The following is a 25967-nucleotide window of genomic DNA, read 5'->3' as shown; positions in this document are numbered from 1 at the left end:
AGGGTTAGGGTGAGGGGAAAACGCTACGGCTTACGGAAAAACTCGTTATACAACATATATAAATGCGCCGCGCTCCACGAGAAGTTGGGCGCCCCCTGCTGGGCGCCAGTCAGCGGATTGTAGTTCTCCTGAATCGGGCCATCGGCGGTTAAGCCTTTGGCGTGCTGGAAGAAGGCGTCCGCCAGCTTCAGCGCCTCATCGCGATGACCGTAGCGCTCCATTCCCTTCAGGCCGAACCAGAACTGATCCACCCACACCCGTCCACGCCAGTAAATATCGGCGCCAAAGGCCGGGTTGGTCAGTGCGGCGGTGCCCAGCGGCACAAAGGTGTTGAACTCTTTCGGGTCGAGCATCACCGAAATCACATCGTCAGCATGTTGCTGCGTCGCCGCGCCGTTAAACAGCGGCGACCAGCCTTCCGGCCCTTTGCCGCGCTCGACGATCGGTTTACCGGCGCAGCCGTTGGCTAGCGGTTGTTCCTCGATACGAATGTCGTAATAGAAGCGGGTCTGCGGGTCGAACATGCAGGTATTGATATAATCCGCCAGCTTCGCCGCCAGCGCCTGATAGCGCTTTGCCTCTTCCGCTTTGCCAAGAACGGTCGCCATCTGCGCCAGATAGTGGTTATCGCTGTACATATAGCTGGCCTGATCGACCGACTCCTGAAGCAGCGAATACCCCAGCAGGTTGCCGTCGCGGTCGCGGTTTTCGGCGAATTTGACCGTCCAGTCGCTGCGTTTGCCGCCGTTGGCGACATATTTATCCAGCTGTTCTTTATCGATAAAACCAAATACCGCCGCATCGTCTCGCCCGGATTCCCACGATGCCGCTACCTGCGCCGGGATTTCGAGGCTGTCGTAATCGCCTTTGGCCGTCACCTGCTCGTAGGCGCTGAGGCCGGAAAGCGTCTGCTCGGTTTGCCCTTTTTTCACCGTGAACAGCATGGCGCCGTCGGCGGTGTTGTGCGCCTTATCGCGGGTCGCGCCATATTCCGGCACGCCGTTACCGTTATGGTCGCGATTGCGCAGCCACCAGTCGTGATAGGCCACCAGCTTCGGATACATCTCTTCCAGCCACGCTTTATCTTTGGTGACGTTATACACCTCCATCACCGACCAGGCCGCGAGGCTTGGCTTAGTGTTGCGTTCGTTCCAGTTGCCGCCGTCGCCGCCGCGCTCGGGGCTCAGGTTCCAGGCAATCAGATCGGGCACAAATCCGGCATCCTGCGGACGCACCTTATCATTGGCTTTAATCTGCCAGGAGAAGACGGCGCGGATATTCTCTTTGGCGATATCCGGGTTGAAGTGGGCCATGGCGTAGGCTTGCTTCCAGGTATCCCACGGCCAGGTCTGGTTGCCGGAGAACCAGCGGCCGGTCACGGATGGGGTGACGGTGTGGTAATGCACCGCGCCGCCCGGCGCGCGCCAGTTGCCGTTGAGCGTCTCAATGGCTTTCACCGCTACGCGAGTCTGTTCGGCGGTGGCGTCCGGATTAATGAGCCCTTTTTGCAGATAGCCGTCCCAGCGCTGTTCGGAGGCGGCGAGATAATACGCCGGGCGCGCCAGAATATCGCGGATTTGCGCTTTTTCCTGGCGCGCTTGCTCCGCGGTAAGTAGGTGCGAATAGGTAGTGTACAGGATGGTGGAGCCGCGGATCTCCGCGCTGCTGGTAAAGCGGTGGCCGTCGATACGGGTCTCGGTTACCAGCGAACGGTGGATCTGATACTGCGATTCGCCGGAGGTCATCAGGTCGGAGGCGGCGCGAACCTTGCCAAAGCTGACCGTCAGGCCGTCGGGCGTGGCGCTCAGACGGCGCTGATAGTCCGGGAAGGCTTCATCAATGGTTTTGTCCGATAGCGCTTTACCCTCTTTGGCGGCCAGTTTTTCCAGCAGTTCGCCATCCCACACCAGCTTCAGCGGAGTGTTGCTGGTGATTTTGGTCTCCAGCAGTGAAGTGTGGGCGCTGGCGAAGCGCAGCGTCATCTCCACCTTCACGCCGGGGGCGGTCAGCGTTTGTTTCAGCGCGCCGGGCAGGCTCCAGGCCTGCAGGGTGAAATCGACCTTTTTGCCGTTCTGATACACCGTCAGGCGATCGAAGTTGGTGGCCATAAAGTTGATGTACTCTTCGGTCAGCAGCGCCGGGCCGGGGAAGCCGCCCATGGTCGCCGGGCCATCGGGCAGCAGGTGGCCGTGCCACGCCCCGAGGTCGAAAAAGGGGTTGAAGCGCTGGTGGTCATCGGCGTCGAAATCCTGCATATACTGCGGCGCGCCGCTGCGGTCGATGACGTTTTTAAACGCCTGCGCGGTGACGGCATGGGCGGAAAAACTCAGCATCAGCGCGCAGGCAAGCGGCGTCAGCGTAGTGGTGAGGTTCATGGTATCTCGGCTCCTTGTTACCAGTAGAAGTATTGCATCAGGAAAATTTTGTCGCTGGGGTCGCCGCTGGCGTTGCTGGTATAGAAACGGCTGTCGGCGGCGGTGGCGAAACGACCGCCGCCGTATTCGTACCAGATGCCAAATTGCATAAACGCGGTGGTTTCATCAGCGGCGTGGTCCGGGCGGTGTTTGGCGTAGCTGTATGCGGTGGAGAAGTAGAGCCCGCTTAATGCTTCATACATGGCGCTGGCCATAAAGCCGGTTTCGCTGCCGGGGACATCCAGCCCTTTGGCGCGGCCGGTATGGTGCCAGGCGCGGAAGGCCAGATTGGGCGACAGAACGCCGGTCAGGAATAGCTGCCCGGTGCCGTCGGTCACTTCAAGGCCGTTCATCCAGGTGACGTCTTTGACGATGTCGTACTGTACGTAGCCGTTGATCATCGCCGGATAGGTGTACTTATCGTCATAGCGATCGTATTTGCCGAAGTGCAGCCAGGCCTTGCTTTCATCGTGATGCCCGGCCGGCGTGGCGGTGACGCTATAGCGGAAATCGCCGCTGCGGTTTTGTACCTTCAGCGCGTACATGATGTCGCGGGTATTGGGGATCACGTAACCCAGATCGGGGGTAAAGTCGCCCCACCACTGCAGGTCGTCCAGCGACGAGTCCTGGCGCAGGCTGAGCATGATCTCGGTGTTGTTATCGGTTTTATAGCCGCCATAGAGGCGGTTAAGGCCGCCTTCCACGCCGCCCCAGCTGTGGCCGGGCGTCCAGGCATTGCCCTGGCTATCGGCCTGTACCGTCCAGGCTTCGCCGTAAATCAGCCCGAACCAGTGGCCGTTTTTGACCTCCAGCCCGCCCTCGATATAGGTGCCATCGCTGTATCTATGTTTGTCCTCGCCTTCTAAATCCATGTATCCGCCAACCCCCAACTCGCCGTAAAAGCGATAGGAGGTGGTGGTTAATTCCGGCGTTTTGGTATCGTCGTGCTCGGCCGGATGGACGGTCTCAGCGGCCGCCGCAGGGGCGCAAAAAGCCAGGGCAACGAGTGCCCCGTATAAGTAAGAGTTAGTTTTCATTTTTTTAAGGTATTTAAGAGGTATGGGAAGCCGGAGCCGCTTCTATTTGTTGTTGTTCCTGGGTTAATCCTTTGACGTATCTGCTGTATTTCCACCACGCGAAGCCAAGGAAAATCACGATCCCGCCAACGTTGTAGAAAATAATGGTCAGGATGTTGCCGCCGGTTGGGAAGGTTGAGGCGACGAAACCGATGGCGAAAATCACAATCAGCATGGATACCACCACGATGCCGGTGGTACGCGAGCCCATGCGGAAATCGCGCGGCAGATGGTCGAGCTTGCGGCGCAGGTTGAGGTAGGCCAGCATGATGAACAGCGGCGGCAGCATGGAAGCGGCGGCGGTCATGTTGATGATGGTGTTCATCAGATCCTGCACGGTGTTGGATCCCAGCGTCGGGATGATCATCAGTGGAATAACGATCAGATACTGGATCCAGGCCGCGCGCGCCGGGACACCGTTCTCATTGAGCTCGACGGTTTTTTTACCAAAGATGCCGGAGGGAATTTCCGAGAAGAAAATTTTAACCGGAGTGGCGGTCCACATCAGTAGCGAGCCAAACATCGCGGTAAACGAAACGAGGCCGACGAAGCGGTTCATCAGCATTTCCGGCAGGCCAAAGTAAGCCGCCAGGCCGTGGAACACCTGCACCGATCCGCCGGTAAACTTCAGCTCTTTGCTGCTGACGAAGACGTTGATCAGCACGGAGGAGATCGAGTACAGCACGCCGATGAAGATCCCGGCGAGGATGATCACTTTAACGAAGGATTTCGAGCCGCCTTTCACATCGTTGACGTACACCGCCACCGATTCCGCGCCGCCCGCCGCCATAAAGATCCACGTGGTAATACCGAGGAACGCCCAGTTGAAGTTAGGGATCATCGCTTCGACGGTGATCGGATCCGCTGGCTGCACGCCGCCCACCAGTGCGGAACCGGCCAGCAGAATATAAGAGAGCGTCAGCAGCAGCATCAGCGATGAGGTGACGGAGGTGATAGGCCCCAGCATTTTCGCGCCGTTGGTGGAGATCCAGGTGGAGAAAGCGAACAGTGCCATGCTCAACACGGTGGTGGCGAACGGCGTCAGAATGTATTCGTAGCCGAGGAAGGCGTAAGAGGCATAGGCGATCACGCGCGGCAGCAGCGAGGTGAAGAAAAACAGGTTTACGAACCAGTAGGTATAGGCGGTGATAAACGCCCAACGGCCGCCGAGCGAACTCTTCACCCAGGCGTAAACCCCGGCCTCGGAGTTTTTATTCAGCGACACGAACTCGGCGATAATCAGGCAAAACGGAATGAAGTAGAACAGGGTAGCGAGGAAGAACATCGGCGCCGACGCCAGCCCCAGTTCGATATTGTTGTTGATGACGTTATTGAAACTGTAAACGGCGGCAAAGGTCAGCGATAACAGGCCGAACTTGCCGATGGTATTACGTTTAGTATCAGACATAACACATCTCCACACATTGTCCTTCAGAGGGTCACTGAAGGGGGTTGTGTTGTTTGTAGGGTAGAGGTAGTTAAGAATTAATGTCGATTTTAGTAAAAGTTTTAGTAAATAGAAGTAAAGAAACCGAATAGCTTTAACTCGATCACGAAAAAGGTTGAGTAATACGTAATCAGGCGAGGGTTAAAAAAATCCCGCCAGCCGATGAGGGGCTGACGGGACGACAGGAATGTTATTTACCGGCGGCGGCAGCGTTAACCGGCGCCGCGGCGCGCAGACGTTGCTGCTTTTTTTCAAAGCGGGTGATCCACCACCACGCCAGGCCGGAGAAGACCGCGGTCATAAAGACGTTGATAAAGAAAGCGTTAACCAGATCGACGCCTGGCGGGAAGGCCGAAGCGGTCATGCTAACCACGAAAATCACTATCAGCATCGATACCACGCTCATGCCCACTTTCCTCGAGCCCATACGGAAATCGCGCGGCGTGTCATCGTGTTTCCAGCGGAAGACGAAGTAGGCGACCATGATGAACAGCGGCGGCAGCATGGCTGTACCGGCGGTGAGATTAATGGCGGTGTTCATCATCTGCTGCACGCTGGCGGAGCCGAAGCCGTTAACTATCAGCATCAGGAAGACGAACAGGAACTGCCACCAGGCGGCGCGTACCGGCACGCCGTGAGCGTTCAACTCGGTGGTTTTCTGGCCGTAGATACCTTTCGGGATTTCCGAGAAGTGGATTTTGACCGGCGCGGCGGTCCACATCATCATGCTGCCGAAGATGGCGATAAACAGAATGATGCCGACGAAGCGGCCCATCAGCGCTTCAGAAATGTGGAAGTAGGCGCCGAGACCGGTAAAGATTTCCACCATTCCGCCGGCATAGGTCAGGTTCTCTCGGGCGACAAAGACGTTAACCAGCAGCGAACCTAAGGCATACATACCGCCAATCAGCACCCCGGCGGTGATGATGACTTTAATAAAGGATTTCTGCCCGCCCTTGGTGTCGTTGAGGTAGGCGGCAACGGTTTCCGCGCCGCCCGCGGCCTGGAAAATCCAGCACATAATACCGAGCGTCGCCCAGTTGATGGTCGGTTCCATCGCCGCCAGGGTAATCGGCTGCGCCGGGACGTGACCGGAACCCAGCGCGGTCAGCGCGCCGACGACGTAAATCGCGAACAAAGCGAACACGCCGTAGGCCACGCATTCGGAAATTTTACCCAGCCAGGTCGCCCCTTTGGTGGATATATGGGTAGCCATGGCGAACAGCACGATGGAGATAAGCGAGGTCACCATCGGCGAGAAGGGGATCGCGTACCCGGTGATCGCGTATGAGGCGTAGGCCACCACGTTCGGCAACAGCGAGAGGAAAAAGAACAGGTTCACAAACCAGTAGAGGAAGGAACCAAGATAGGCGGCGCGTGTGCCCAGCGGCTGCTTCAGCCACGCGTACATCCCGGATTCGGAGTGTTTATTGGCCGAGACGAATTCGGCGATGATAAACACGAACGGGATAAAGTAAACGATAGTGGCGAATAAGAAGATAGGCGCGGAACTGAGACCTAACTCAATGTTATTATTGACGATATTTCGCACGTTAAAGACGGCGGTAAAGGCCATCGATAGCAGCGCGAACTTGCCGATTTTGGCACGTACAGATTCGGACATACGTCCTCCAATCATTCATCTACCCGCCGCAGCGGGCTGGAACCGAAAGGCCAACGGGCGTACCCGTTGACCTCCCTTGTCGCTTAACGCGGGTTTACTTATTGAGGAAGTAGCCGTCTTCAACCGTGACTCGCAGCACCACTTTTTTTACCGGCGCATCGCAGATAAAGCGGTAGGCTTCGTCGATATCGCAAATCACCATCTGCCCTTCGTGAACCTTCACCGTTTCACCGATCCCTTTCAGGTATTCGCGATCGGTTTCGTCGCGGTAGCAGGCGACAGTTTGCAGATTTTCTTTGGCGGCAAACTCGATTTTCTGCTGCCCCTGCAGGTAATAGTGCACCTCAAAGTAGCGGCGGTTGCCGACAAATAGCGCGTCGGTCGTACTATCGTTTTCCACCCGATAGGAGAGCGAATCGCCAATGGAATGCGCCACGCCCGGGCGGATGTTGTCGATGTTATTGATGGCTTCCACGCAGCGCTGCCATTTGCGGCCGCTATGATAAACTTGCTTAAACTGTTCTAAATTATCGAGAATTCTCATTGTTCAGCCTCGCTGTGTGCAACGGGGGAAAAGAAACCGGCGCCGAAGCTATGGTTCGCCAGTACCTGCGAGGTGCCGCATCCGCCCTCCAGCGGCAGCAGCGTAAAGCCATAGTTGAAGGTGTTGAGCCAGACGCGCCAGCTATCCAGCACTTCGCTGCCCCAGGAGTTGGAGCCGAGGCCGAGCAGTTGCGCATCGATATTCAGAGTGATGTCATCGCTGCGCTGTAGTTCGTTGCAGTGCTGGGCGGCGTGCAGGTTTTCCGCCGTATAATGCCAGGCGCTGATATTGAGCGGATTGCGCGGTACGACCAGCAGACCGCTGCCGTGGCGGTCGCTGAACGATGCCCAGCGAACGTGCTGACGATTACCGTTGTTCTGCGGGAACGGATAATTGACGAACATATCGTCGACGGTGGTATGCCAGATATCAATGATGTTGCTTTGCTGGCTGTCGGCGTAGTTCTCGCCCGGCCCGCGGCCATAGTAGTTCACCTGGTCGAACTCACCGTTAATGCCCAGCATAAAGCCGATGCACGGGACGATGTGTGGATAGTCGCCGTAGCGCTCGCCGGCCAGCTCAACGTTGATGTGGCCCTGTGGGGTAATCTGCCAGCGATAGGTACAACGCATACCGAAGTCGAACACCGGCGGCGCAATCACGCTGCGGGTGGTGATCACCACCGTTTCGCCCTCTATTTCAGCGCTGAATTCGCGCAGATGCTCCTGCATTATCTGCAGGTGGGCCGGCTGCCACAGTCCTTCGTATTCCTGTTTATGGTTATCAATCATTGGCTTGAAGAAGTTAATCTTCGGCTCGCGGGTTACCTGGTCGACGCCGTTGACCTGCCATTCGCTCAGTTTGCCGCTGACCTTGCTGAACACCACGCGGAAGTTATGGCCGCAGATGGTGTAACTGAGGCGTTCATCGACAATCTGCAGCGGCGTGGCGCTGGCGTTTAACAGCGGCGTTCGCGCGGCGGTTCGCGCTTTAAGCGGGAACTGATAGACGGCGATATCGTGATTGGCTTCGCTATACGGGGTGCGCGAATCTTTGGTCACCATGATGTTGACGAAAGCTTCACGTTCGTCGAGCTGCGGCAGGGCGATTTGCAGGTCGCGGCCGCTATTCGGCGCCAGGTCTTTCACTTTCAGCAGCTGACTGGAGAGCGTTTCGCCTTCGGCGCGCACTTCAACGCGCAGGGTGTAGTCATCGAGAGTGGAGAACCACAGTTTGTTTTCCACTCGCAGTTCGCCGCGGCAGATATCCCGCGCCTGTACTTTTACCGGGGCGATGACCTGTTTGTATTCGCGCAGGCCCGGCCCCGGCGTCTGGTCGGAGAAAATCAGGCCATCAAGACAGAAGTTGTAGTTGTTCGGGTAGTCGCCATAATCGCCGCCGAATTTGTACCACACCGCGCCGTTTTCGTCGCTGGCCTGAATACCGTGGTCGCACCATTCCCACACGTAGTGGCCCTGGATACAGTCGTGCTGGTAAAAAACGTTCTGATATTCAGTTAGTCCGCCGGGACCGTTGCCCATCGCATGGGCGTATTCGCAAATAATGCGTGGTTTTTCATGTGGGTGCTCGCCGAATTCGTTCATCAGCGGTACGCGGGTATACATCGTGGAGATGATATCCACCACCTCGGCGTCGCGATCCTCTTCGTAGTGCACCAGCCGGGTATCATCCAGCGCTTTGGTGGCGTGGTACATGGCGCGGATGTTGCAGCCATAACCGGATTCGTTACCCAGCGACCAGATGACGATCGACGGATGGTTTTTCTGCGCGTGGACGTGGCGCACGATGCGCTCAACGTAGATGTGTTCCCAGGCCGGGTCGTCAGTGATGGCGCTGAGGTTGCCGACGTTGGCGAAACCGTGGGACTCCACGTCGGTTTCCGCCATCACGAACAGTCCGTAGATATCGCACATTTCATAGAAACGCGGGTCGTTCGGGTAGTGGGCGGTGCGAACCGAGTTGATGTTGTGCTGTTTCATCAGCAGCAGATCTTTTTCCACGCGATCCATGCCGACCGCGCGGCCTTTCAGATGATCGTTATCGTGGCGGTTTACGCCGTGCAGCATCACGTAGCGGTTATTGATATAGAACAGGCCGTCACGCACTTTGATATCGCGGAAACCGACGCGCTGTGGGATGATTTCCAGCACCTCGCCGGCGGCGTTCTTTAACGTCAGCACCAGATGATAGAGATACGGGCTTTCCGCCGACCACTGCTGCGGCGCGCTCACATCAATCGTGAAGCCGGTGTTCAGCTGCTGACTGACCTGCAGTTGACCGACGTTGCCCGAATAAAGCGCCTTTTCGCCGTCGAACAGGGTATATTCCAGCGTCGCCGCCGCCGTCTGCGGAGCCAGGTTTTCCAGCGTCAGTTGGCAGGAGAGGGTCGCGTCGATGTAGTCATCGTTAAAATCGGTGCGCACGGTGAAATCCTGCACGTGCAGCGGATTTTTCCCCACCAGATAGACGTCGCGGAAAATGCCCGCCGACCACCACATGTCCTGATCTTCAATATAGGTGGAGTCCGCCCACTGCATCACGCGCACGCACAGCAGGTTGTCGCCGGTTTGCACCGCCGCGCTGATATCGAACTCGGCGGTCAGGCGGCTGCCTTTGCTAAAGCCGATGTACTGGCCGTTAACGTAGACTTCGAAATAGGTTTCGACGCCATCGAATTTGATGATGGTTTGTTTGCCCTGCCAGCCGTCGCCGAGGGTGAACAGGCGCTGGTAGGCGCCGGTCGGGTTATCGGTCGGAACATACGGCACGTCGATGGGGAAGGGGAAACCTTCGTCGGTGTACTGCAGCTGACCGTGGCCCTCCATCTGCCACATACCCGGTACGGTAATCGGCCCCCACTCGTTCTGAAAGCACGAGGTAAAGCTCTCCGGTACCAGCAGCGGGTTGGTGAAAAAGCGGAAGTTCCACTGCCCGCTGAGGGACAGGAAGCGGCTGCTGGTTTCGCGGGCGAAGGTCCGCGCCTGGGCCAGTGAGTCGTAAGAGAAGAAATACGCCCGCGGCGGCAGCCTGTTTTCATGAGTGAGTTGAAGGTTTTCCCAGCGATTCATATCGCCTCCCTGAACGGCTTAATAAGATAAACCTCATTTTAGTAAAACTTTTACTAAATAAAATCGTCAGGGATGATTTACTTTAACTTGATCACAAAATGAGCCGCTTTTGTGCCGGGTGGCGGTTTCGCATTACCCGGCCTACAGAGTGGCGTTCCGGCCAGGACCGGTAGCCCGGCTAAGCGTAGCGCCGCCGGGATGTGGTTGGATTAACGGGTGGTTCCGCGCAGCTTCAACACGCTGGGAACAAAAACGTTAAGCGGCAGGGCGCGGCCATCGCGGGCCTTCTCGATCAGCAGGTTCACCCCCTGGCTGCCCATCATTTCGGAGTGGATCCGCACCGTCGACAGCGGCGGGAAGGTAAAGCGCGCGGTGGGGATATCGTTGACGCTAATCAGCGAAATATCTTCCGGGATCGCCAGCCCGCGTTCGTGAATGGCGCGCAGCACGCCGATGGCGATGGAGTCCGAGGCGACAAACAGCGCCCGCGGAAACTCCGCTTGCGCCAGCATCTGCTTCGCCAGCTCATAACCGGACGAGCTGGAAAAACCGCCGCGCCAGATATCATCGGCTGAAACCACGCCCTTCAACTGGCCGTACTCCACAAACGCCACTTCACGAATATCGGCCTTGCCGGGCTGGTCCTGGCCGCCGATAAATCCAATACGCGACGCGCCTTGCTGGATAAAGAAGTCGACCACCTCTTTAGCGATACGTACCAGGTCGATATCCACCGCATCGTACGGGCTACCGGCTTCGTGGAAATCAATAAAGCAAATATTGTCGGTCAGCGCGCTGGCGGTCTCGCGCAGCTCGCGCGTCGGCTGGCCAATAATCAATACGCCGGTGACCTTTTTCAGCTCGGGCAGGGTGTTATTGAGATAGCAGTTGGTGAGCTCGATGGCGAGCTTTTCGCATTGGGTTTCAATACCGTGGCGAATGGCGAGATAGTAAGGGTCGTTAATTTCCAGCTCTTGCTGGTAGCTATACAGCGCCAGGATATGATGATGGCCGACAGGTAGGACCTGAGTTTTACGCGCGCTGCTGCTTTTATACTCCAGCTTCTCCGCAATCTCCAGAATACGATGCTTGGTCTCTTCTTTTACATTCAGGGTGGGATCGTCGTTTAACACCCGGGAAACCGTCGCCAGCGAAACACCCGCTTCGGTCGCAATGTCTTTTAGCGTTGCCATCTTTTTCCTTTATCGGACGTTGCCCATGTTTGCTCATCCATTGTAAAGCAAGCGTCGCGTCCTGCACCTTATTTCAGTAAAAAACGCCTGCGTGGGAGGGCTATTTTCCCCGGCGATAGCGTGACAGAAGTAGCATTATTCTCAGTAGCATGCAGACGAACGGCAAAAATTTGCTATCTTTTAGTAAAAATTTACTGGAGGTGAGAGATGGATACCGTAGCTTACGCTGATTTTGCCAAACTGGAGATGCGCGTCGGCAAGATTGTCGAGGTGAAGCGCCATGACAATGCTGACAAACTGTACATTGCGCGGATTGATGTCGGCGGCCGCACGCTGCAGACGGTCACCAGCCTGGTGCCCTACTACAGCGAAGAGGAGCTGCTGGGGAAAACGGTGGTGGTGCTGTGTAATCTGGCGAAAGCCAAAATGCGTGGTGAAACTTCTGAGTGCATGCTGTTATGCGCAGAAACCGAAGACGAAAGCGAAAGCGTGCTGTTGACGCCGGAGCGCGTCATGCCGGCAGGCGTGCGGGTGGTATAACGAAAATACCCTCTCCCGACCGGGAGAGGGTTGTGTGTGAATTACGCCTCTGCAACCGAGACGCGCAGGGCCGCCAGCGCCTTACGCGCCGCCTTCAGCACCTGCTCGCACTGCTCAAGGGTGAGCGTCAGCGGCGGTTCAACGCGGATCGTCTTGGCGTTGTTTAACGTCCCGGCGACCAGCACCCGCTGTCTGAACATCTCGCTGGCAAAGTCGTAGCCAATCTCGTTATCGACAAACTCGATGGCCATCAGCATGCCTTTCCCGCGCACATCATTTACCAGGTCCGGATACTCCTGCGCCAGCAGGCGGAAACCGTCCAGCAGCATATCGCCTTTCTGCGCCGCCTGCGCCGGCAGGTTTTGCGTCAACAGCACGTTGATGGTCGCCAGCGCCGCCGCACAGGCCAGCGGGTTGCCGCCGAAGGTGGTGGTGTGCAGGAACGGGTTGTCGAACAGCACGGAGAAGACCTCCTCCGTCGCCACCGTCGCGCCGATCGGCATCACGCCGCCGCCGAGCGCTTTCGCCAGACACAGGATGTCGGGCTGAACGTTCTCATGCTCACAGGCGAACATCTTGCCGGTGCGGCCCATACCGGTCTGCACTTCGTCGAGGATCAGCAGGGCGCCAAACTCGTCGCACAGTTTGCGCACCGCCGGCAAATACCCCGTCGGCGGCAGGATCACCCCCCCTTCGCCCTGAATCGGCTCAAGGATCACCGCTGCGACGTCGTCACCGGTTTTCTTGCACTCGCTCAGCATGGTGCGCATGGCGTTGATATCGCCGAACGGCACATGGCGGAAGCCCGGCAGCAGCGGCATAAACGGTTTGCGGAAAGTCGACTTGGCGGTGGCCGACAGTGCCCCCAGCGATTTGCCGTGGAAGGCGCCGCTGGTGGCGATGAAGGTGAATTTACCTCGCGGCGACTGATAGGCTTTCGCCAGCTTGATGGCCGCCTCTACCGATTCGGTACCGCTGTTGCAGAAGAAGCTGTACTTCAGTTTGCCGGGCGTTAAGGCCGCCAGGGTTTTCGCCAGCATCGCGCGTAGCGGGTCCAGCAGTTCCTGACTGTGAAGCGGTTGTTTCGCGAGTTGATTCTCGACGGCGGATACCACAACTGGATTACGGTGCCCTACATTGAAGATGCCAAACCCGCCAAGGCAGTCGATAAACTCCTGTCCCTGGGTGTCGACAAGCGTATTTAACCCTCCCGCTTGCCACTCTACGGCTCCGTAATCCCCGCCGGCTGTGACCGATTTTCGATACTCTAAAAACCCCGGATTCACATGCTCTTTAAAGTATTCTCTAACCTCCTGGTTAAGTGCTTTCATTTCCTCATGGTCAAGCGTGCGCTTTTCAATGAGATTCAGTGCGTGTGCGCTGCAGGCCAGAGCCGATGCGCTGGAAGGTAACCTGTTCAAAATGTGCTCCTGGGGCGGACGTATCACACGATACTGGATTAAGTATTGCAGGGATTACGCCAGTTCGGCAGAAGCGGTGAAAATCGGGATAAATGCAAAGTAAAAGACGAAATGTGTAAAATTTAATCTCATGGCGCCATTATTGGCACGTTTTATTCCTGAGCTGGCGAGATTTTCTGCCTTGCGGCCTTTAGCGGCACGATCCGTCGTGGTGCGGGCTGCCCCAGCGCGGGGCAGCCGATGGTGAGAAAAGAGGCTTAGTCTAGCTGGGAGATCTCCATCGCCGCACGGTCGATAATGCCAATGATCTGCTTGAGCTGGGCGGCGCTGCTGGCCTGCTGGTTCACTTTCAGGTCGAGGACCGCTTTGAAATTCTCCAGCGCGCGCTTCATCTGCGGATCTCTGCGCAGCTCGCAGCCGACCATCCGCGCCTGCAAACGCGCCTGGATATGGGCCAGGTGCTCCTGGTTCTCCGCGTGCAGCTGTTTCCCCTCTTCGCTGATGACGATTTTTTTGCGTCCGTTGTCGTCTTCCACGCTGATAAGGCCCTGGTCCTGGAGCAGATCCAGCGTCGGGTAGATCACCCCCGGGCTGGGGCTGTAGTTCCCCTGGGTGAGGGTTTCGATCTCTTTGATCAGCTCATAGCCGTGGCTGGCGCTGCGACTGAGGATGTCCAGAATAATCAGCCGCAGTTCGCCGTGGCCAAAGAAACGCTGGCGACGTCCGCCGCCGCGGCGGCCATGGTCGCCGTGTTCGCTGGGATCACCGTGGCGCCCGCGTGGCCCACGCCCCTCTTCATGATGATGTCGCATGGTTACCTCCTGCTGTTTTTGATATATCTAATTTATATCTAAAAAATGAATGTTCGCAATGCTGGTTGCTATTTATTTTTTAAGATATTGATATATATGTAATTATTTTCTGGTTGTGGATTTTCATGCGGTTTGTTTTGACTATATCAAAAAAAGACTTGCATTCTTTTTAGTTGGCAATCATTATCATTTGCATCAAGTTTAGATATATCTATTTACCGTTCACGAAGGCGATCGATGATGACAAAAACCAAAGCAGACAAGTACCCGCAGCGTGTCCGCAATGAGCTGCGTTTCCGTGAGCTGACGGTGCTGCGCGTGGAGCGCGCAGGCGCGGCCTTCCAGCGCATCGTGCTGGGAGGCGAGGCGCTGGAAGGTTTCGTTTCCCGCGGCTTTGACGACCACACCAAGCTTTTCTTCCCGGAGCCGGGCGCGGCGTTTGCGCCGCCGCAGGTGACCGAGGAGGGGATCGACTGGGGTGAGGGCGTGCGGCCTGCTACCCGCGACTATACGCCGCTGTACGATGTCGAACGCCATGAGCTGGCGTATGACTTCTTTATCCACGATGGCGGAATTGCCAGCCGCTGGGCGCTGGAGGCAAAAGTGGGCGATAAGCTGGTGATCGGCGGTCCGCGCGGCTCGCTGGTGGTGCCGGAAGATTACGCCTGGCAGCTGTATGTCTGCGATGAGTCCGGTATGCCGGCGCTGCGTCGTCGTCTGCTGGGATTGCGTCAGCTGGCGGTGACGCCGCAGGTGACGGCCATCGTCACTATCGCTGATGCGTCATATAAAGATTATTTGGCGGATCTCGACGGCTTTAACATCGAGTGGGTGGTGGGCCACAATCCGGCGTTCGTCGCCGAGCGTCTGGCGCAGGTGAAGGTGCCGGCGGAGGATTATTTCATCTGGCTGACCGGCGAAGGCGCGGTGGTGAAATCGCTGCTGGCGCGCTTTGAAGATGAGAGCATCGATCAGCAGCTGGTGCGTTCGCAGGCGTACTGGCACAGCAAGTAAAAAGCCATCGTGGTAAAACCCGGATAGCGGCGCGTAGCGCCTTATCCGGGCTAACCGCGGTGCCGTTTTTTGTCGGGTGTCGGCTAACGCCTTACCCGACCTACCCTTCGGCGCTGTGACGTTGCCCCGGTAAGCGCAGCGCCACCGGGGAGGCTTATCGTTCCGCCAGCGCCTTAAACACCATCGCCACCGCGTGGGCGCCGGGGTCCATGTTGCCGAGCAGGCTGTCGCTGTTGAGATAGGACGCTCGTCCGGCGCCGGCTTTGCTCGACTGGCAGGTGCGATCCGCGCCGGCCTGCGCCGCGGCAAAAGCGGCCTGCAGGTTCTCCGGTTCGGCCAGCAGCGCCGTCAGCGCCGGCTGCAGAGCATCGATCATTGTCCGGTCGCCTTCATCGGCGCCGCCGTAAAATTTCATCTGCTCCAGACCAGCGTTCAGCGCCTCGGCCACGCTGGCGCCTTGCTCCAGTTTCTGCCCGGCAGCGGTGAAGAAGATCGACATCAATACCCCGCTGGAGCCGCCCATCACCACCGTCAGGCGTTCGCCCGTGAGCGCGAACAGCGTGGGTAGATCGTTGAGCGGCAGCTGCTGGCGCTGCAGCAGGTCGGCAACCTCACGCGCCCCGGCGGCGAAGGTGGAGCCGGTATCGCCATCGCCCACTTTGGCATCCAGCGCGTTGAGATGATCTTCAAGCCCGACGAGGGTGCTGGTCACCTGCGCGACGTAATCGCCCACCTGCGGGTTGGCAGAGGGCGTAAAGTCGACGCGTGCGCTGGCGAGAGTGGAGGGCATGATGTTAACTGTCCGCGGCTGCACCGGCCGTGGCCAGCCGGCGGTTTCCACATCCGCCAGCAGCGCTTTCTCAATACTCTCTTCCAGCACGATGGCGCTCAGCGAGAAACCCTTCATATCCAGGGCCGTCACCAGCGAGGCCGGGCCAATCAGCCAGTCAACGCGCGCCTGCAGCGGCGTGTTAGCCAGTTCGCGGGTCAGGATCGCCATTTCGGCCACCGACACGCCGCCGAGGTTATTGAGCATCACCGCCAGACGGCCGGTTTCCGGCAGGGCGGCGGTCAGTTTTTCCACCATCAGGTTGATGATGTCCGCACTGTTTTGCGTGGCGATGGTGGAGGCGCCAGGCTCGCCGTGGATGCCCATTCCCAGCTCGGCGTGACCGGCCTGATGGCGCGGCGCGGTGTCGGCCTCCTGTGGCAGATGGCAGCTGGCCAGCGCCACCCCGATGCTGGCGGTGTGGTTGGCGGCGTACCGCGCTTCGCGCAGAACGGTGGCGAGGTTGTAGCCGCGTTCGGCAAAATAGCCCGCCACCTTATGGACGAACAGCGTACCGGCGATGCCCCGCGGCTGTTTGTTATCCGGCAGCGAAATGTCGTCGCCAACGATCAGCATTTCCACGTTGTAGCCCAGACGGCGCGCTTTCTCCGCCGCCAGGCCAAAGTTCAGCCGGTCGCCGGTATAGTTTTTTACGATCAGCAGGCAGCCCGCCTCGCCGGTCACCGCCTGAATGGCGGTAAGCACCGCGTCGACGCTCGGCGAGGCGAACAGATCGCCACAGACTGCGGCGGTCAGCATGCCTTTACCAATAAAGCCGACGTGCGCCGGTTCGTGGCCGGCGCCGCCGCCGGAGATCACCGCCACGTTGTTTTTATTCAGGTCGCGACGGACCACCACCCGGATCGCCGGGTCGCTCTCCAGCCGGGCGAGGTTATTCCACGGACTGGCGATGATGGTTCCCTCAATCACGTCGTTGACGAGGCTGGCGCGCTGGTTAAAAAAGAATTGAGACATAGTGGTTCCTGAAGAGTAAGCGAAAACTCACCCTCCGGAGGCAGACCTCCGGAGCGGTAACGGTCAAAGTGGATTTAGTGGCGGATAAGGCGCTGGTGGCGCATATCGAGCGCGATGGGCTCGCCGGGCTGCACGCTGTTCAGCGCCTCGCCCTGCTGGCACAGCCAGGCGATCCCCGCCGCGCGGGCGATAATCGCGCCGTGGGCCTGTTCGCTGCCGTCGCGCAGGCACAGGCCTTTGACTCGACTGGCATCCAGTTGCAGGACGGTCGACGGGAACATGTTGTCGGCGATAATAATGGTCGGCTCGCCGGGCGTCGGCAGCGTCTCCTGAACGTCCTGCAGATGGCGCAGGGTGCGCTGCAGAATATCTTCGATATCGATATAGCGCGCCTGCAGATAGGGATCATCCAGCTGGCGATACTGCTGGCTGAGCTCCATCAGCACCTGATGCCACGCCCATTCCGCCGAGCACGGCTCGGTGAGCAGACGATCGTTGGCGGCATCAAACAGATCCTCATCGTCGAGCAGGGTGTGGTGCCCGGCGAAAATCGCCGCGATGTCGGCGTTAAATTTATTCTCCGCCAGCTCGGTCAGGGCGGTGAGCTCCGCCAGCGTCTGGTCGATGGCCCGGCGCAGTCGCTGCTGCTCGCGGGCGACATCGGCGGCGGCTGGACGCACCGGTTGGATCAGGGCCAGCGAATAGCGCAGCGCGATGCCTTCGACGCGCCCGGAGGTGGCCGGGGCCGCTGCCGGTTGCGCCGCAGGCGATTCGCCGAAGTTATCGGCGGCCAGCGCCTGAAACGCCGCCAGCGCCGCATCGGCCTCTGGCCCACGGGCCAGCAGGCGCAGCTTGTCGTTGCGTCGCACCTGCAACAGGGCGATTTGGTTGAGGCTGTCCGGTTTGACGCACTTCCCGTTTTTCTCCAGCAGCAGATCGGCGTTAAAGCCTGCCAGCGCGGCGACCAGCTTCGACGCCGGACGCACGTGCAGGCCGTTGTGGTTCTGTATGACCACCGCAAGCGATTTGCTGTCGCCATCGTCGGCAAGCGTCGGCGTCGGGGCGGCGTCAGGGGTTGGCGAAGGTAAACCCAGCTGGATCCGTTTGGCCTCCAGGGCGTTCATGGCGTCGGCGATCACTTTGTCGATCCCGGCGCCGGAGGCGGCGCTGACGGTGGCCGCCAGCGTCCCCTCCACCAGCGGCGCGGCGCACAGCCGCACCTTCGCGGCAATCGCCGGATCGAGCAGATCGAGAGCGGTCTCGGCGCTGAGCAACGCGCTGCCGATATCCATCATCACCAGCACGTGGTCGGTGTCGGCGACGGATTCGATCGCTTCCATGACCTTGATCGGGTCGGTGCCGATCGGGCTGTCGGGGTCGTCGATCCCGGCGGCGATCGCCAGCTTGCAGCCGTCGTTGATTAACATCTGCCGGGCCAGTTCTCCGACACCTTCGCCCAGCCGGGCGCTATGAGAAACAATAACCAGGTTTACCATCGCGATTTCCTTACTCTTTGGCCGCGGCGGCCAACATCTGCATCATAAACATCACTGACGTGGCGCCCGGATCCTGATGGCCGATGCTGCGTTCGCCAAGGTAGCTGGCGCGGCCTTTGCGCGCCTGCATGGTGATGGTACTGTGGGCGCCGGCTTCCGCTGCTTTGCAGGCGGCATCCAGCGCGGCGGCGATCGACAGGTGCTGCTCGCTGGACTGGCGCAGGGAGTCCACCACCGGCAGCCAGACGTCGCACATGGTTTTATCCCCCGGCTCCGCTTTGCCGCGGTTGACGACGCCGTCCGCGCCTTCGCGGATCATCAGGTACAGTTCGTCGAGCGTCAGGCTCTGGTGAGCCTGAGTGACCTGCGCGGCGCGAATGAAGAAGGTGCCGAACAGCGGGCCGCTGGCGCCGCCGACGTTGGAGAGCAGCGTCATGCCGGTGTTTTTGAGGATAAAGCCAATATCTTTATCGGCAATCGACGGCAGCTTTTCCACCACCTTGCTGAAGCCGCGGTGCATGTTCAGGCCGTGATCGGCATCGCCGATCTCTTTATCGAGGCCGGTGAGAAAATCGCTCTCTTTGGTGAAGATATCGCCGCAGCGGTACAGCCAGTCGACGATTTGCGTTCTGTTCAGTGACATGTCGTGCTCCTTAGTTTCCCCAGTTCAGCGCCGGGGTATGAACCGGGGCGTCCCATAGCGCCAGCGTCTCATCATCCACTTTCAGCAGAGTGATGGAGAAGCCCGCCATATCCAGCGAGGTGCAGTAGCTACCGACGAGGTTGCGTTCGATGATGATGCCGGACGCTTCGCAGCGCTGGGCGAGACGGTGATACACGCCGTACAGTTCGGACAGCGGGGTGGCGCCGAGGTTATTGACCAGCGCGATGACCCGGTCGCCGTTTTGCAGCGCGGTTTTGCTCTGCTTCACTTCCTGCCACGCGCCCTTGACGGTATCCCACTGGCGCAGCGTGCGGCAGTAGGCGCCATTCTCCAGCAGGGTATCGAACATCTCATCGACGGTTTGGTCCAGCGAGCTGAAGCGACGGCGGTCGATGCCCGGCTCGCCGTGAATGCCGACGCCGAACTCCATTTCATCGTCCTGCAGGGTAAAGGAAGGTTGTCCGGCGGCCGGTACGGTGCAGGCGCCGAGGGCGATGCCAATGGAGTGGCCGAGATTATTCAGGCGGCGCCCCAGTTCAGCGCAGGCCTCCAGCGAATCGCCGCGCTCGGCGGCGGCGCCGACCAGTTTTTCGATCAGTACGGTATTGGCGACGCCGCGGCGGCCTGCGGTATAGAGACTGTCCTTCACCGCCACGTCGTCGTCGACCACCACGGTGGTGACTTTAATGCCGCTCTCATGCAGCAGCTCGGTGGCGGTTTCGAAGTTCAGGATGTCGCCGGTGTAGTTTTTGATAATCAGCAGGACGCCTTCGCCGCCGTCAATCTGCATCGCGCATTCGAACATTTTATCTGGCGTCGGCGAGGTGAAGATTTCCCCCGGGCAGGCGCCAGAAAGCATCCCCTGGCCGATATAGCCGCAGTGCATTGGCTCATGGCCGCTGCCGCCGCCGGAGAGGAGGGCGACCTTGCCGGCCACCGGCGCATCGGCGCGGGTGACGTACAGCGGGTCCTGATGCAGGGTAAGCTGCGGGTGGGCTTTAGCCAGCCCCTGTAATTGTTCATTCAGTACATCTTCAACACGGTTAATCAGCTTTTTCATTATTCAGTGCTCCGTTGGAGAAGGTTCGATGCGGCCTCTCTGCTGGCGGAGGCGGTCATCGCGTAGGGGTATCGTCTGACGGTGCAGCGTGCCTGGCGATATGATGATTCTGGCTGAGCGGACGAAAAAAAGAATGCCCCGGCGATCGGGTTTCATTACGAAACATTGCCTGCTTATTTTGTTTCTTTATGGAACGTTTTTGCTGAGAAAACGGTGAAAATGCGAGCTGGCGCGCTTTTTTTCACCTGCTTTAAGCCCCGGTCATCGCAGCCGGCACAGTAGGCGGAAAAAATTTTTCGCTGATTTTCACGCAGCTGCGCGGGAAAAGCCTGCCGCTAAAGGGGGATGGTAGGGGAATTATGCGGCAGAGGAGCGGATCGGGATCGCAATCCTGACGGAGAACAGGGCTTTTTGTTCCAATATGGAACGTAAAAATTTAACCTGTGTTTCATATCAGAACAAAAAGGCGAAAGATTTTTTTGTTCCCTGCCGGCCCTACAGTGATCGCACTGCTCCGGTACATTCCGTTGAGGCCGCGCTTTACCGGCCGGCGCGGATAACGCCAGGGCTCATCATGTCTACATGCGCACTTATTTGAGGGTGAAAGGAATGCTAAAAGTTATTCAATCTCCAGCCAAATATCTTCAGGGTCCTGATGCTGCTGTTCTGTTCGGTCAATATGCTAAAAACCTGGCGGAGAGCTTCTTCGTCATCGCTGACGACTTCGTGATGAAGCTGGCGGGGGAGAAAGTGGTGAATGGCCTGCAGAGTCACGATATTCGCTGCCATGCGGAACGGTTTAACGGCGAATGCAGCCATGCGGAAATTAACCGCCTGATGGCGATTTTGCAAAAACAGGGCTGCCGCGGCGTGGTCGGCATCGGCGGCGGTAAGACCCTCGATACCGCGAAGGCGATCGGGTACTACCAGAAGCTGCCGGTGGTGGTGATCCCGACCATCGCTTCGACCGATGCGCCGACCAGCGCGCTGTCGGTGATCTACACCGAAGCGGGCGAGTTTGAAGAGTATCTGATCTATCCGAAAAACCCAGATATGGTGGTGATGGACACGGCGATTATCGCCAAAGCGCCGGTACGCCTGCTGGTCTCCGGCATGGGCGATGCGCTCTCCACCTGGTTCGAGGCTAAAGCCTGCTACGATGCGCGCGCCACCAGCATGGCCGGGGGGCAGTCCACCGAGGCGGCGCTGAGCCTGGCCCGCCTGTGCTATGATACGCTGCTGGCGGAGGGCGAAAAGGCCCGTCTGGCGGCGCAGGCCGGGGTGGTGACCGAAGCGCTGGAGCGCATCATCGAGGCGAACACCTACCTCAGCGGCATTGGCTTTGAAAGTAGCGGCCTGGCCGCCGCCCACGCGATCCACAACGGTTTCACCATTCTGGAAGAGTGTCACCACCTGTATCACGGCGAGAAAGTGGCCTTCGGCACCCTGGCGCAGCTGGTGCTGCAGAACAGCCCGATGGACGAGATTGAAACCGTGCTGGGCTTCTGCCAGCGCGTCGGCCTGCCGGTGACCCTCGCGCAGATGGGCGTCAAAGAGGGGATCGACGCGAAAATCACCGCGGTGGCAAAAGCCACCTGCGCGGAAGGGGAGACCATCCACAATATGCCGTTCGCGGTGACCCCGGAAAGCGTGCACGCCGCTATCCTCACCGCCGATCTGTTAGGCCAGCAGTGGCTGGCGCGTTAATTCGCGGTGGCTAAACCGCTGGCGCCGGTCAGCGGTTTCTCTTTCTCCCCTCTGGCAGTGGCTGCCGGAGGGGTTCTCTATGGTAAAACGCGGAAAACAGTATGACTGTTCAGACTCAGGATACCGGGAAGGCGGTCTCTGCCGTCATCGCCCAGTCATGGCATCGCTGCAGCAAGTTTATGCAGCGTGAAACCTGGCAAACGCCGCACCAGGCCCAGGGCCTGACTTTTGACTCTATCTGTCGGCGTAAAACCGCGCTGCTGACCATCGGTCAGGCGGCGCTGGAGGACGCCTGGGAGTTTATGGACGGTCGCCCCTGCGCGCTGTTTATTCTTGATGAGACCGCCTGCATCCTGAGCCGCTGCGGCGAACCGCAAACGCTGGCGCAGTTGGCTGACCTGGGATTTCGCGACGGCAGCTACTGCGCGGAGAGCATTATCGGCACCTGCGCGCTGTCGCTGGCCGCGATGCAGGGGCAGCCGATCAACACCGCCGGCGATCGGCATTTTAAGCAGGCCCTGCAGCCATGGAGCTTTTGTTCGACGCCAGTGTTCGATAACCACGGGCGCCTGTTCGGCTCTATCTCGCTTTGCTGTCTGGTGGAGCACCAGTCCAGCGCCGACCTTTCCCTGACGCTGGCCATCGCCCGCGAGGTGGGCAATTCCCTGCTCACCGACAGCCTGCTGGCGGAATCCAACCGCCACCTTAATCAGATGTACGGCCTGCTGGAGAGCATGGACGACGGGGTGATGGCGTGGAACGAACAGGGGGTGCTGCAATTTCTCAATGTTCAGGCGGCGAGACTGCTGCATCTTGATGCCCAGGCCAGCCAGGGAAAAAATATCGCCGATCTGGTGACCCTTCCGGCGCTGCTGCGCCGGGCCATCAAACACGCCCGCGGCCTGAATCACGTTGAAGTCACCTTTGAAAGCCAGCACCAGTTTATCGACGCGGTGATCACCTTAAAACCGATCGTCGAGGCGCAAGGCAACAGCTTTATTCTGCTGCTGCACCCGGTGGAGCAGATGCGGCAGCTGATGACCAGCCAGCTGGGCAAAGTCAGCCACACCTTTGAGCAGATGTCAGCCGACGATCCGGAAACCCGGCGGCTGATCCACTTTGGCCGCCAGGCGGCGCGCGGCGGCTTCCCGGTGCTGCTGTGCGGTGAAGAAGGGGTGGGGAAAGAGCTGCTGAGCCAGGCCATCCACAATGAAAGCGAGCGGGCGGGCGGCCCCTATATCGCCGTCAACTGCCAGCTGTATGCCGACAGCGTGCTGGGCCAGGACTTTATGGGCAGCGCCCCCACTGACGATGAAAATGGCCGCCTGAGCCGCCTTGAGCTGGCCAATGGCGGCACCCTGTTTCTGGAAAAAATTGAGTATCTGGCGCCGGAGCTGCAGTCGGCCCTGCTGCAGGTGATTAAGCAGGGAGTGCTTACCCGCCTCGACGCCCGCCGCCTGATCCCGGTGGATGTGAAGGTGATCGCCACCACCACCGTCGATCTGGCCAACCTGGTGGAACAGAACCGCTTTAGCCGCCAGCTGTACTATGCGCTGCACTCCTTCGAGATTGTCATCCCCCCGCTGCGCGCCCGGCGCAACAGCATCCCGTCGCTGGTGCATAACCGGCTGAAGAGCCTGGAGAAGCGTTTCTCTTCGCGGCTGAAAGTGGACGATGACGCGCTGGCCCAGCTGGTGGCCTACTCGTGGCCGGGAAATGATTTTGAGCTTAACAGCGTGATAGAGAACATTGCCATCAGCAGCGACAACGGCCACATTCGGCTAAGCAACCTGCCGGAATATCTCTTTTCCGATCGGCCGGGGGTCGATAGCGGCTCATCGCTGCTGCCGGCCAGCCTGACCTTTAGCGCCATCGAAAAAGAGGCCATCATTCACGCTGCCCGGGTGACCAGCGGGCGGGTGCAGGAGATGTCGCAACTGCTGAATATTGGCCGCACCACCCTGTGGCGCAAAATGAAGCAGTACGATATCGACGCCAGCCAGTTCAAGCGCAAGCATCAGGCCTAGTCTTCTCGATACGCGCCATGGAGAACAGGGCGTCCGACAGACGATTGCTGTAGCGTTTGAGCGCGTCGCGCAGTGGGCCAAATTGGCCATCCTCTGCCGTACGAATGCGCTAGCGATGAGTGTGACGGGGCCCGCCGCATAACGGCGGGTAACGAGGTTAACTTTCCCCGGCGAGCGCCGGGGGAAGGCTTATTTTTTAATAACCGAGTTGAGGTCGCCGAGTTTAGCGGCGGGGTTCTTGTGGCACTGCTGCAGCATTTTCGGCACCGAGACGGTCTCGACTTCATGCCAGTCGACATAGTCCCCGCCGCTGAAGTCGGTGTTGCGATTCACTACCCAGAAGGCCACCGGGGTCATGCTTTTCGGGTTCATATCCATAAATTCCTGACAGGTCATATTCTGCGGTGTGGTTTCCTGTACCGCGAATGCCGGGCTGGTCATCAGACAGAATGTGGTCGCCGCCACGGTCAATACGAGTGCTTTAGGTAAATTCATTTTCTTCTCCAGTCATAAAATACGGCTTAAGCCCGAGCATGCTTCATCTTATTTCTCAGGACCAGAAAGCCGATGGCGCTAAATATCATTTCAACGCCGATAAATGCGGTAATAAATAACCAGCTTTGCTGCGGGTTCATTGCCAGCCACAGGCAGGCGATAATTAAATCCAGCAGACCGATAAAAATATTCCAGCCAGCGCCGCTTTGTTTTCGGGTTTTACATCCGCTGACGATGCGGGAAATACCGCCGAGAACAAATAAAAAGCCGAATAAAAAGGCCAGACTGCTCATGCCGTTGAGGGGATTGACGACAAAACTCAGGCCGAGCACGATCCAGGCGATGGCGAAGATCAGCGCCACCAGGCGTGATTTCCAGTGCTGCTGACGGAAAACAATCAGGCTGTATAGCGAATAGAAGCCGCAGATCATGAACAACATGCCGGTCACCGTGGCGAGATACCAGCCGGCGACCAATGGCCAGGCCAGACAACAGGCTCCGCAGATAAACAGCAGGGCGGCCATCATGCCGGCATGCCGTTTATATCGAATGAAGACGCGTGGGCTAAACGCATTTAAGGTGTAATTGCTAAACATAAACATAATTGCTCCGCAGATCCGGTTGGCGGCCTGACGCTGAATAAAATACGTTATGATTTATTCAGCGGGCCAAAAGAAATGTCTGAGGAAAATAGTAGGCCGTGCCATCGCCAGGCGTAAATAAGAGTGCTGAGGTCACTTTATACGCCTTGTCTGACAGCTGTCAGACAAGGCCCGCAATATCGATTCCGGGCTCTGATTCTCAATAACTACGATATTTTTTAAGCTGGCTGCGTTTGGTGATGCTTACCGATTTTAATCAGGAGTTAACGATGAAAAAAGTCATTCTGGCGAGCCTGCTGGCAACCATGATGGGTACCTCTCCGGTGTGGGCAGCAGATAACGCGACGGCAGCGCCTGCCGCGGCAGCCACAGCGCAGGTGCAGAAAGAAGCCGCCGATGTGTTACAGGTGGCGGTTCAGGGCGCGAACGCGATGCGCGACGTCCAGTTCGCCCGTCTGGCGCTGTTTCACGGCCAGCCGGAGAGCGCCAAAAAACTGACAGACGACGCCGCCGCGCTGCTGGCCGCCGATGACGCCAGCTGGGCGAAGTTCGTGAAAACCGACGCGACAGCCAAAATGATCGCCGATCGCTATGTGGTGATCAATGCGACCATCGCCTTGTCTGAAGACTATGTGGCCACCCCGGAAAAAGAGAGTGCCATTAAATCTGCCAACGAAAAACTGGCGAAAGGCGATCAGAAAGGGGCTATCGATACCCTGCGTCTGGCCGGTATTGGCGTGATTGAGAACCAGTATCTGATGCCGCTTAACCAGACCCGTAAGGCGGTGGCGCAGGCGCAAAAACTGCTGAAAGCCGGGAAGTATTACGAAGCGAATCTGGTGCTGAAAGGCGCTGAAGAGGGCATCGTGGTGGACAGCGAGATGCTGGTGGCGGGTAACTGATCCTCGTTCCACCCTGAGAGAGCGCAGAGGAAGAGA

General features: G+C 58.5%; 20 protein-coding genes and 2 pseudogenes. 5 read left to right on the top strand and 17 right to left on the bottom strand.

The window, feature by feature from the left end:
- Nucleotides 1–23: 23 nt before the first annotated feature.
- The 7 genes from ygjK to ebgR form a co-directional block, all read right to left on the bottom strand.
- Nucleotides 24–2375, bottom strand: coding sequence for an alpha-glucosidase (gene ygjK / locus GQR96_RS21545; RefSeq protein ID WP_065903902.1), 2352 nt, complete (start codon nucleotides 2373–2375; stop codon nucleotides 24–26).
- 17 nt (nucleotides 2376–2392) lie between these two features.
- Complete coding sequence (ygjJ, locus tag GQR96_RS21540) at nucleotides 2393–3451, bottom strand: protein YgjJ (RefSeq protein WP_048325788.1); 1059 nt, start codon at nucleotides 3449–3451, stop codon at nucleotides 2393–2395.
- A 13-nt stretch (nucleotides 3452–3464) separates the two neighbouring features.
- A complete protein-coding gene (locus GQR96_RS21535) occupies nucleotides 3465–4898 on the bottom strand; it encodes an amino acid permease (RefSeq protein WP_017899717.1) in 1434 nt (477 codons plus the stop codon).
- A gap of 229 nt (nucleotides 4899–5127) precedes the next feature.
- Nucleotides 5128–6561 carry an amino acid permease gene (locus tag GQR96_RS21530; protein ID WP_048325786.1) on the bottom strand — a complete coding sequence of 478 codons (1434 nt, stop codon included), beginning with the start codon at nucleotides 6559–6561 and terminating at the stop codon, nucleotides 5128–5130.
- A 94-nt stretch (nucleotides 6562–6655) separates the two neighbouring features.
- The gene (locus GQR96_RS21525) at nucleotides 6656–7105 is read right to left on the bottom strand and encodes a beta-galactosidase subunit beta (protein ID WP_047077812.1); all 450 of its coding nucleotides are present in this window, start codon (nucleotides 7103–7105) and stop codon (nucleotides 6656–6658) included.
- Complete coding sequence (gene ebgA, locus GQR96_RS21520; RefSeq protein WP_065903905.1) at nucleotides 7102–10194, bottom strand: beta-galactosidase subunit alpha; 3093 nt, start codon at nucleotides 10192–10194, stop codon at nucleotides 7102–7104. The genes GQR96_RS21525 and ebgA overlap by 4 nt, the downstream gene beginning before the upstream one ends.
- 209 nt (nucleotides 10195–10403) lie before the next feature.
- Entirely contained in the window at nucleotides 10404–11387 is a 984-nt protein-coding gene (gene ebgR, locus GQR96_RS21515) for a transcriptional regulator EbgR (protein WP_009485173.1), read from the bottom strand.
- Between the two features lie 207 nt (nucleotides 11388–11594).
- Here ebgR and GQR96_RS21510 point away from each other — a divergent pair, with 207 nt between their 5' ends.
- Nucleotides 11595–11927, top strand: a complete 333-nt coding sequence (locus GQR96_RS21510; protein WP_048295612.1) for a tRNA-binding protein — start codon at nucleotides 11595–11597, stop codon at nucleotides 11925–11927.
- 41 nt (nucleotides 11928–11968) lie between these two features.
- Here GQR96_RS21510 and ygjG read toward each other — a convergent pair whose 3' ends face one another.
- Nucleotides 11969–13348, bottom strand: coding sequence for a putrescine aminotransferase (gene ygjG / locus GQR96_RS21505; protein WP_025999194.1), 1380 nt, complete (start codon nucleotides 13346–13348; stop codon nucleotides 11969–11971).
- Nucleotides 13349–13605: 257 nt separating this feature from the next.
- Nucleotides 13606–14160, bottom strand: coding sequence for a PadR family transcriptional regulator (locus GQR96_RS21500; protein ID WP_049004697.1), 555 nt, complete (start codon nucleotides 14158–14160; stop codon nucleotides 13606–13608).
- 237 nt (nucleotides 14161–14397) lie between these two features.
- On the opposite strand from GQR96_RS21500, the gene GQR96_RS21495 reads away from it, so the two are divergent.
- Nucleotides 14398–15174 (top strand): siderophore-interacting protein, encoded by a 777-nt coding sequence (locus GQR96_RS21495; RefSeq protein ID WP_074194132.1) that lies wholly within the window; start codon nucleotides 14398–14400, stop codon nucleotides 15172–15174.
- 154 nt (nucleotides 15175–15328) lie between these two features.
- On the opposite strand, the gene GQR96_RS21490 is transcribed toward GQR96_RS21495, so the two are convergent.
- From GQR96_RS21490 to GQR96_RS24815, 5 genes and pseudogenes are all read right to left on the bottom strand, one after another.
- On the bottom strand, nucleotides 15329–16978 hold the full coding sequence (locus tag GQR96_RS21490) for a glycerone kinase (protein ID WP_065903910.1): 1650 nt from the start codon (nucleotides 16976–16978) through the stop codon (nucleotides 15329–15331).
- A 74-nt stretch (nucleotides 16979–17052) separates the two neighbouring features.
- Nucleotides 17053–18474 (bottom strand): dihydroxyacetone kinase phosphoryl donor subunit DhaM, encoded by a 1422-nt coding sequence (gene dhaM / locus GQR96_RS21485; RefSeq protein ID WP_017899725.1) that lies wholly within the window; start codon nucleotides 18472–18474, stop codon nucleotides 17053–17055.
- Nucleotides 18475–18484: 10 nt separating this feature from the next.
- Nucleotides 18485–19117, bottom strand: coding sequence for a dihydroxyacetone kinase subunit DhaL (gene dhaL / locus GQR96_RS21480; RefSeq protein ID WP_017899726.1), 633 nt, complete (start codon nucleotides 19115–19117; stop codon nucleotides 18485–18487).
- Nucleotides 19118–19127: 10 nt separating this feature from the next.
- Nucleotides 19128–20198 (bottom strand): dihydroxyacetone kinase subunit DhaK, encoded by a 1071-nt coding sequence (gene dhaK, locus GQR96_RS21475; protein WP_065903917.1) that lies wholly within the window; start codon nucleotides 20196–20198, stop codon nucleotides 19128–19130.
- Between the two features lie 173 nt (nucleotides 20199–20371).
- Nucleotides 20372–20556: pseudogene (locus tag GQR96_RS24815) on the bottom strand (hypothetical protein).
- A gap of 251 nt (nucleotides 20557–20807) precedes the next feature.
- Between GQR96_RS24815 and GQR96_RS21470 the strand changes: the two are divergent.
- Nucleotides 20808–21905, top strand: a complete 1098-nt coding sequence (locus GQR96_RS21470; protein WP_017899727.1) for a glycerol dehydrogenase — start codon at nucleotides 20808–20810, stop codon at nucleotides 21903–21905.
- A gap of 101 nt (nucleotides 21906–22006) precedes the next feature.
- Nucleotides 22007–23932 carry a dihydroxyacetone kinase operon transcriptional regulator DhaR gene (dhaR, locus tag GQR96_RS21465; RefSeq protein WP_004206088.1) on the top strand — a complete coding sequence of 642 codons (1926 nt, stop codon included), beginning with the start codon at nucleotides 22007–22009 and terminating at the stop codon, nucleotides 23930–23932.
- On the opposite strand, the pseudogene GQR96_RS21460 reads toward dhaR, so the two are convergent.
- The 3 genes and pseudogenes from GQR96_RS21460 to GQR96_RS21450 form a co-directional block, all read right to left on the bottom strand.
- Nucleotides 23910–24041 (bottom strand): annotated as a pseudogene (locus GQR96_RS21460) (cobalamin adenosyltransferase); the annotation flags it as partial. The gene dhaR and the pseudogene GQR96_RS21460 sit on opposite strands and share 23 nt — an antisense overlap.
- 80 nt (nucleotides 24042–24121) lie before the next feature.
- Nucleotides 24122–24427: an acid-activated periplasmic chaperone HdeB gene (hdeB, locus tag GQR96_RS21455; protein ID WP_004206087.1), complete on the bottom strand. Its 306-nt coding sequence runs from the start codon at nucleotides 24425–24427 to the stop codon at nucleotides 24122–24124.
- A gap of 26 nt (nucleotides 24428–24453) precedes the next feature.
- Nucleotides 24454–25029, bottom strand: coding sequence for an HdeD family acid-resistance protein (locus GQR96_RS21450; protein WP_004206086.1), 576 nt, complete (start codon nucleotides 25027–25029; stop codon nucleotides 24454–24456).
- A 239-nt stretch (nucleotides 25030–25268) separates the two neighbouring features.
- Between GQR96_RS21450 and GQR96_RS21445 the strand changes: the two genes are divergently transcribed.
- Nucleotides 25269–25931: a YfdX family protein gene (locus GQR96_RS21445; RefSeq protein ID WP_072140371.1), complete on the top strand. Its 663-nt coding sequence runs from the start codon at nucleotides 25269–25271 to the stop codon at nucleotides 25929–25931.
- The last annotated feature ends 36 nt before the right edge of the window (nucleotides 25932–25967 follow it).

Source organism: Klebsiella sp. PCX (assembly GCF_021869705.1).
Lineage (GTDB): Bacteria > Pseudomonadota > Gammaproteobacteria > Enterobacterales > Enterobacteriaceae > Klebsiella > Klebsiella quasipneumoniae.
This window is presented reverse-complemented; position numbering and strand designations above follow the sequence as displayed.

Excerpts from the sequence above, each read along its gene's own strand:
- dhaK (WP_065903917.1), bottom strand. The coding sequence starts at position 20,198 with ATGAAAAAGCTGATTAACCGTGTTGAAGATGTACTGAATGAACAATTA.
- ebgA (WP_065903905.1), bottom strand. The coding sequence starts at position 10,194 with ATGAATCGCTGGGAAAACCTTCAACTCACTCATGAAAACAGGCTGCCG.
- GQR96_RS21530 (WP_048325786.1), bottom strand. The coding sequence starts at position 6,561 with ATGTCCGAATCTGTACGTGCCAAAATCGGCAAGTTCGCGCTGCTATCG.
- GQR96_RS21470 (WP_017899727.1), top strand. The coding sequence starts at position 20,808 with ATGCTAAAAGTTATTCAATCTCCAGCCAAATATCTTCAGGGTCCTGAT.
- GQR96_RS21450 (WP_004206086.1), bottom strand. The coding sequence starts at position 25,029 with ATGTTTATGTTTAGCAATTACACCTTAAATGCGTTTAGCCCACGCGTC.
- dhaR (WP_004206088.1), top strand. The coding sequence starts at position 22,007 with ATGACTGTTCAGACTCAGGATACCGGGAAGGCGGTCTCTGCCGTCATC.
- GQR96_RS21525 (WP_047077812.1), bottom strand. The coding sequence starts at position 7,105 with ATGAGAATTCTCGATAATTTAGAACAGTTTAAGCAAGTTTATCATAGC.
- ygjK (WP_065903902.1), bottom strand. The coding sequence starts at position 2,375 with ATGAACCTCACCACTACGCTGACGCCGCTTGCCTGCGCGCTGATGCTG.
- ebgR (WP_009485173.1), bottom strand. The coding sequence starts at position 11,387 with ATGGCAACGCTAAAAGACATTGCGACCGAAGCGGGTGTTTCGCTGGCG.
- GQR96_RS21510 (WP_048295612.1), top strand. The coding sequence starts at position 11,595 with ATGGATACCGTAGCTTACGCTGATTTTGCCAAACTGGAGATGCGCGTC.
- hdeB (WP_004206087.1), bottom strand. The coding sequence starts at position 24,427 with ATGAATTTACCTAAAGCACTCGTATTGACCGTGGCGGCGACCACATTC.
- GQR96_RS21500 (WP_049004697.1), bottom strand. The coding sequence starts at position 14,160 with ATGCGACATCATCATGAAGAGGGGCGTGGGCCACGCGGGCGCCACGGT.
- GQR96_RS21445 (WP_072140371.1), top strand. The coding sequence starts at position 25,269 with ATGCTTACCGATTTTAATCAGGAGTTAACGATGAAAAAAGTCATTCTG.
- GQR96_RS21495 (WP_074194132.1), top strand. The coding sequence starts at position 14,398 with ATGATGACAAAAACCAAAGCAGACAAGTACCCGCAGCGTGTCCGCAAT.
- GQR96_RS21490 (WP_065903910.1), bottom strand. The coding sequence starts at position 16,978 with ATGTCTCAATTCTTTTTTAACCAGCGCGCCAGCCTCGTCAACGACGTG.
- ygjJ (WP_048325788.1), bottom strand. The coding sequence starts at position 3,451 with ATGAAAACTAACTCTTACTTATACGGGGCACTCGTTGCCCTGGCTTTT.
- dhaM (WP_017899725.1), bottom strand. The coding sequence starts at position 18,474 with ATGGTAAACCTGGTTATTGTTTCTCATAGCGCCCGGCTGGGCGAAGGT.
- GQR96_RS21535 (WP_017899717.1), bottom strand. The coding sequence starts at position 4,898 with ATGTCTGATACTAAACGTAATACCATCGGCAAGTTCGGCCTGTTATCG.
- dhaL (WP_017899726.1), bottom strand. The coding sequence starts at position 19,117 with ATGTCACTGAACAGAACGCAAATCGTCGACTGGCTGTACCGCTGCGGC.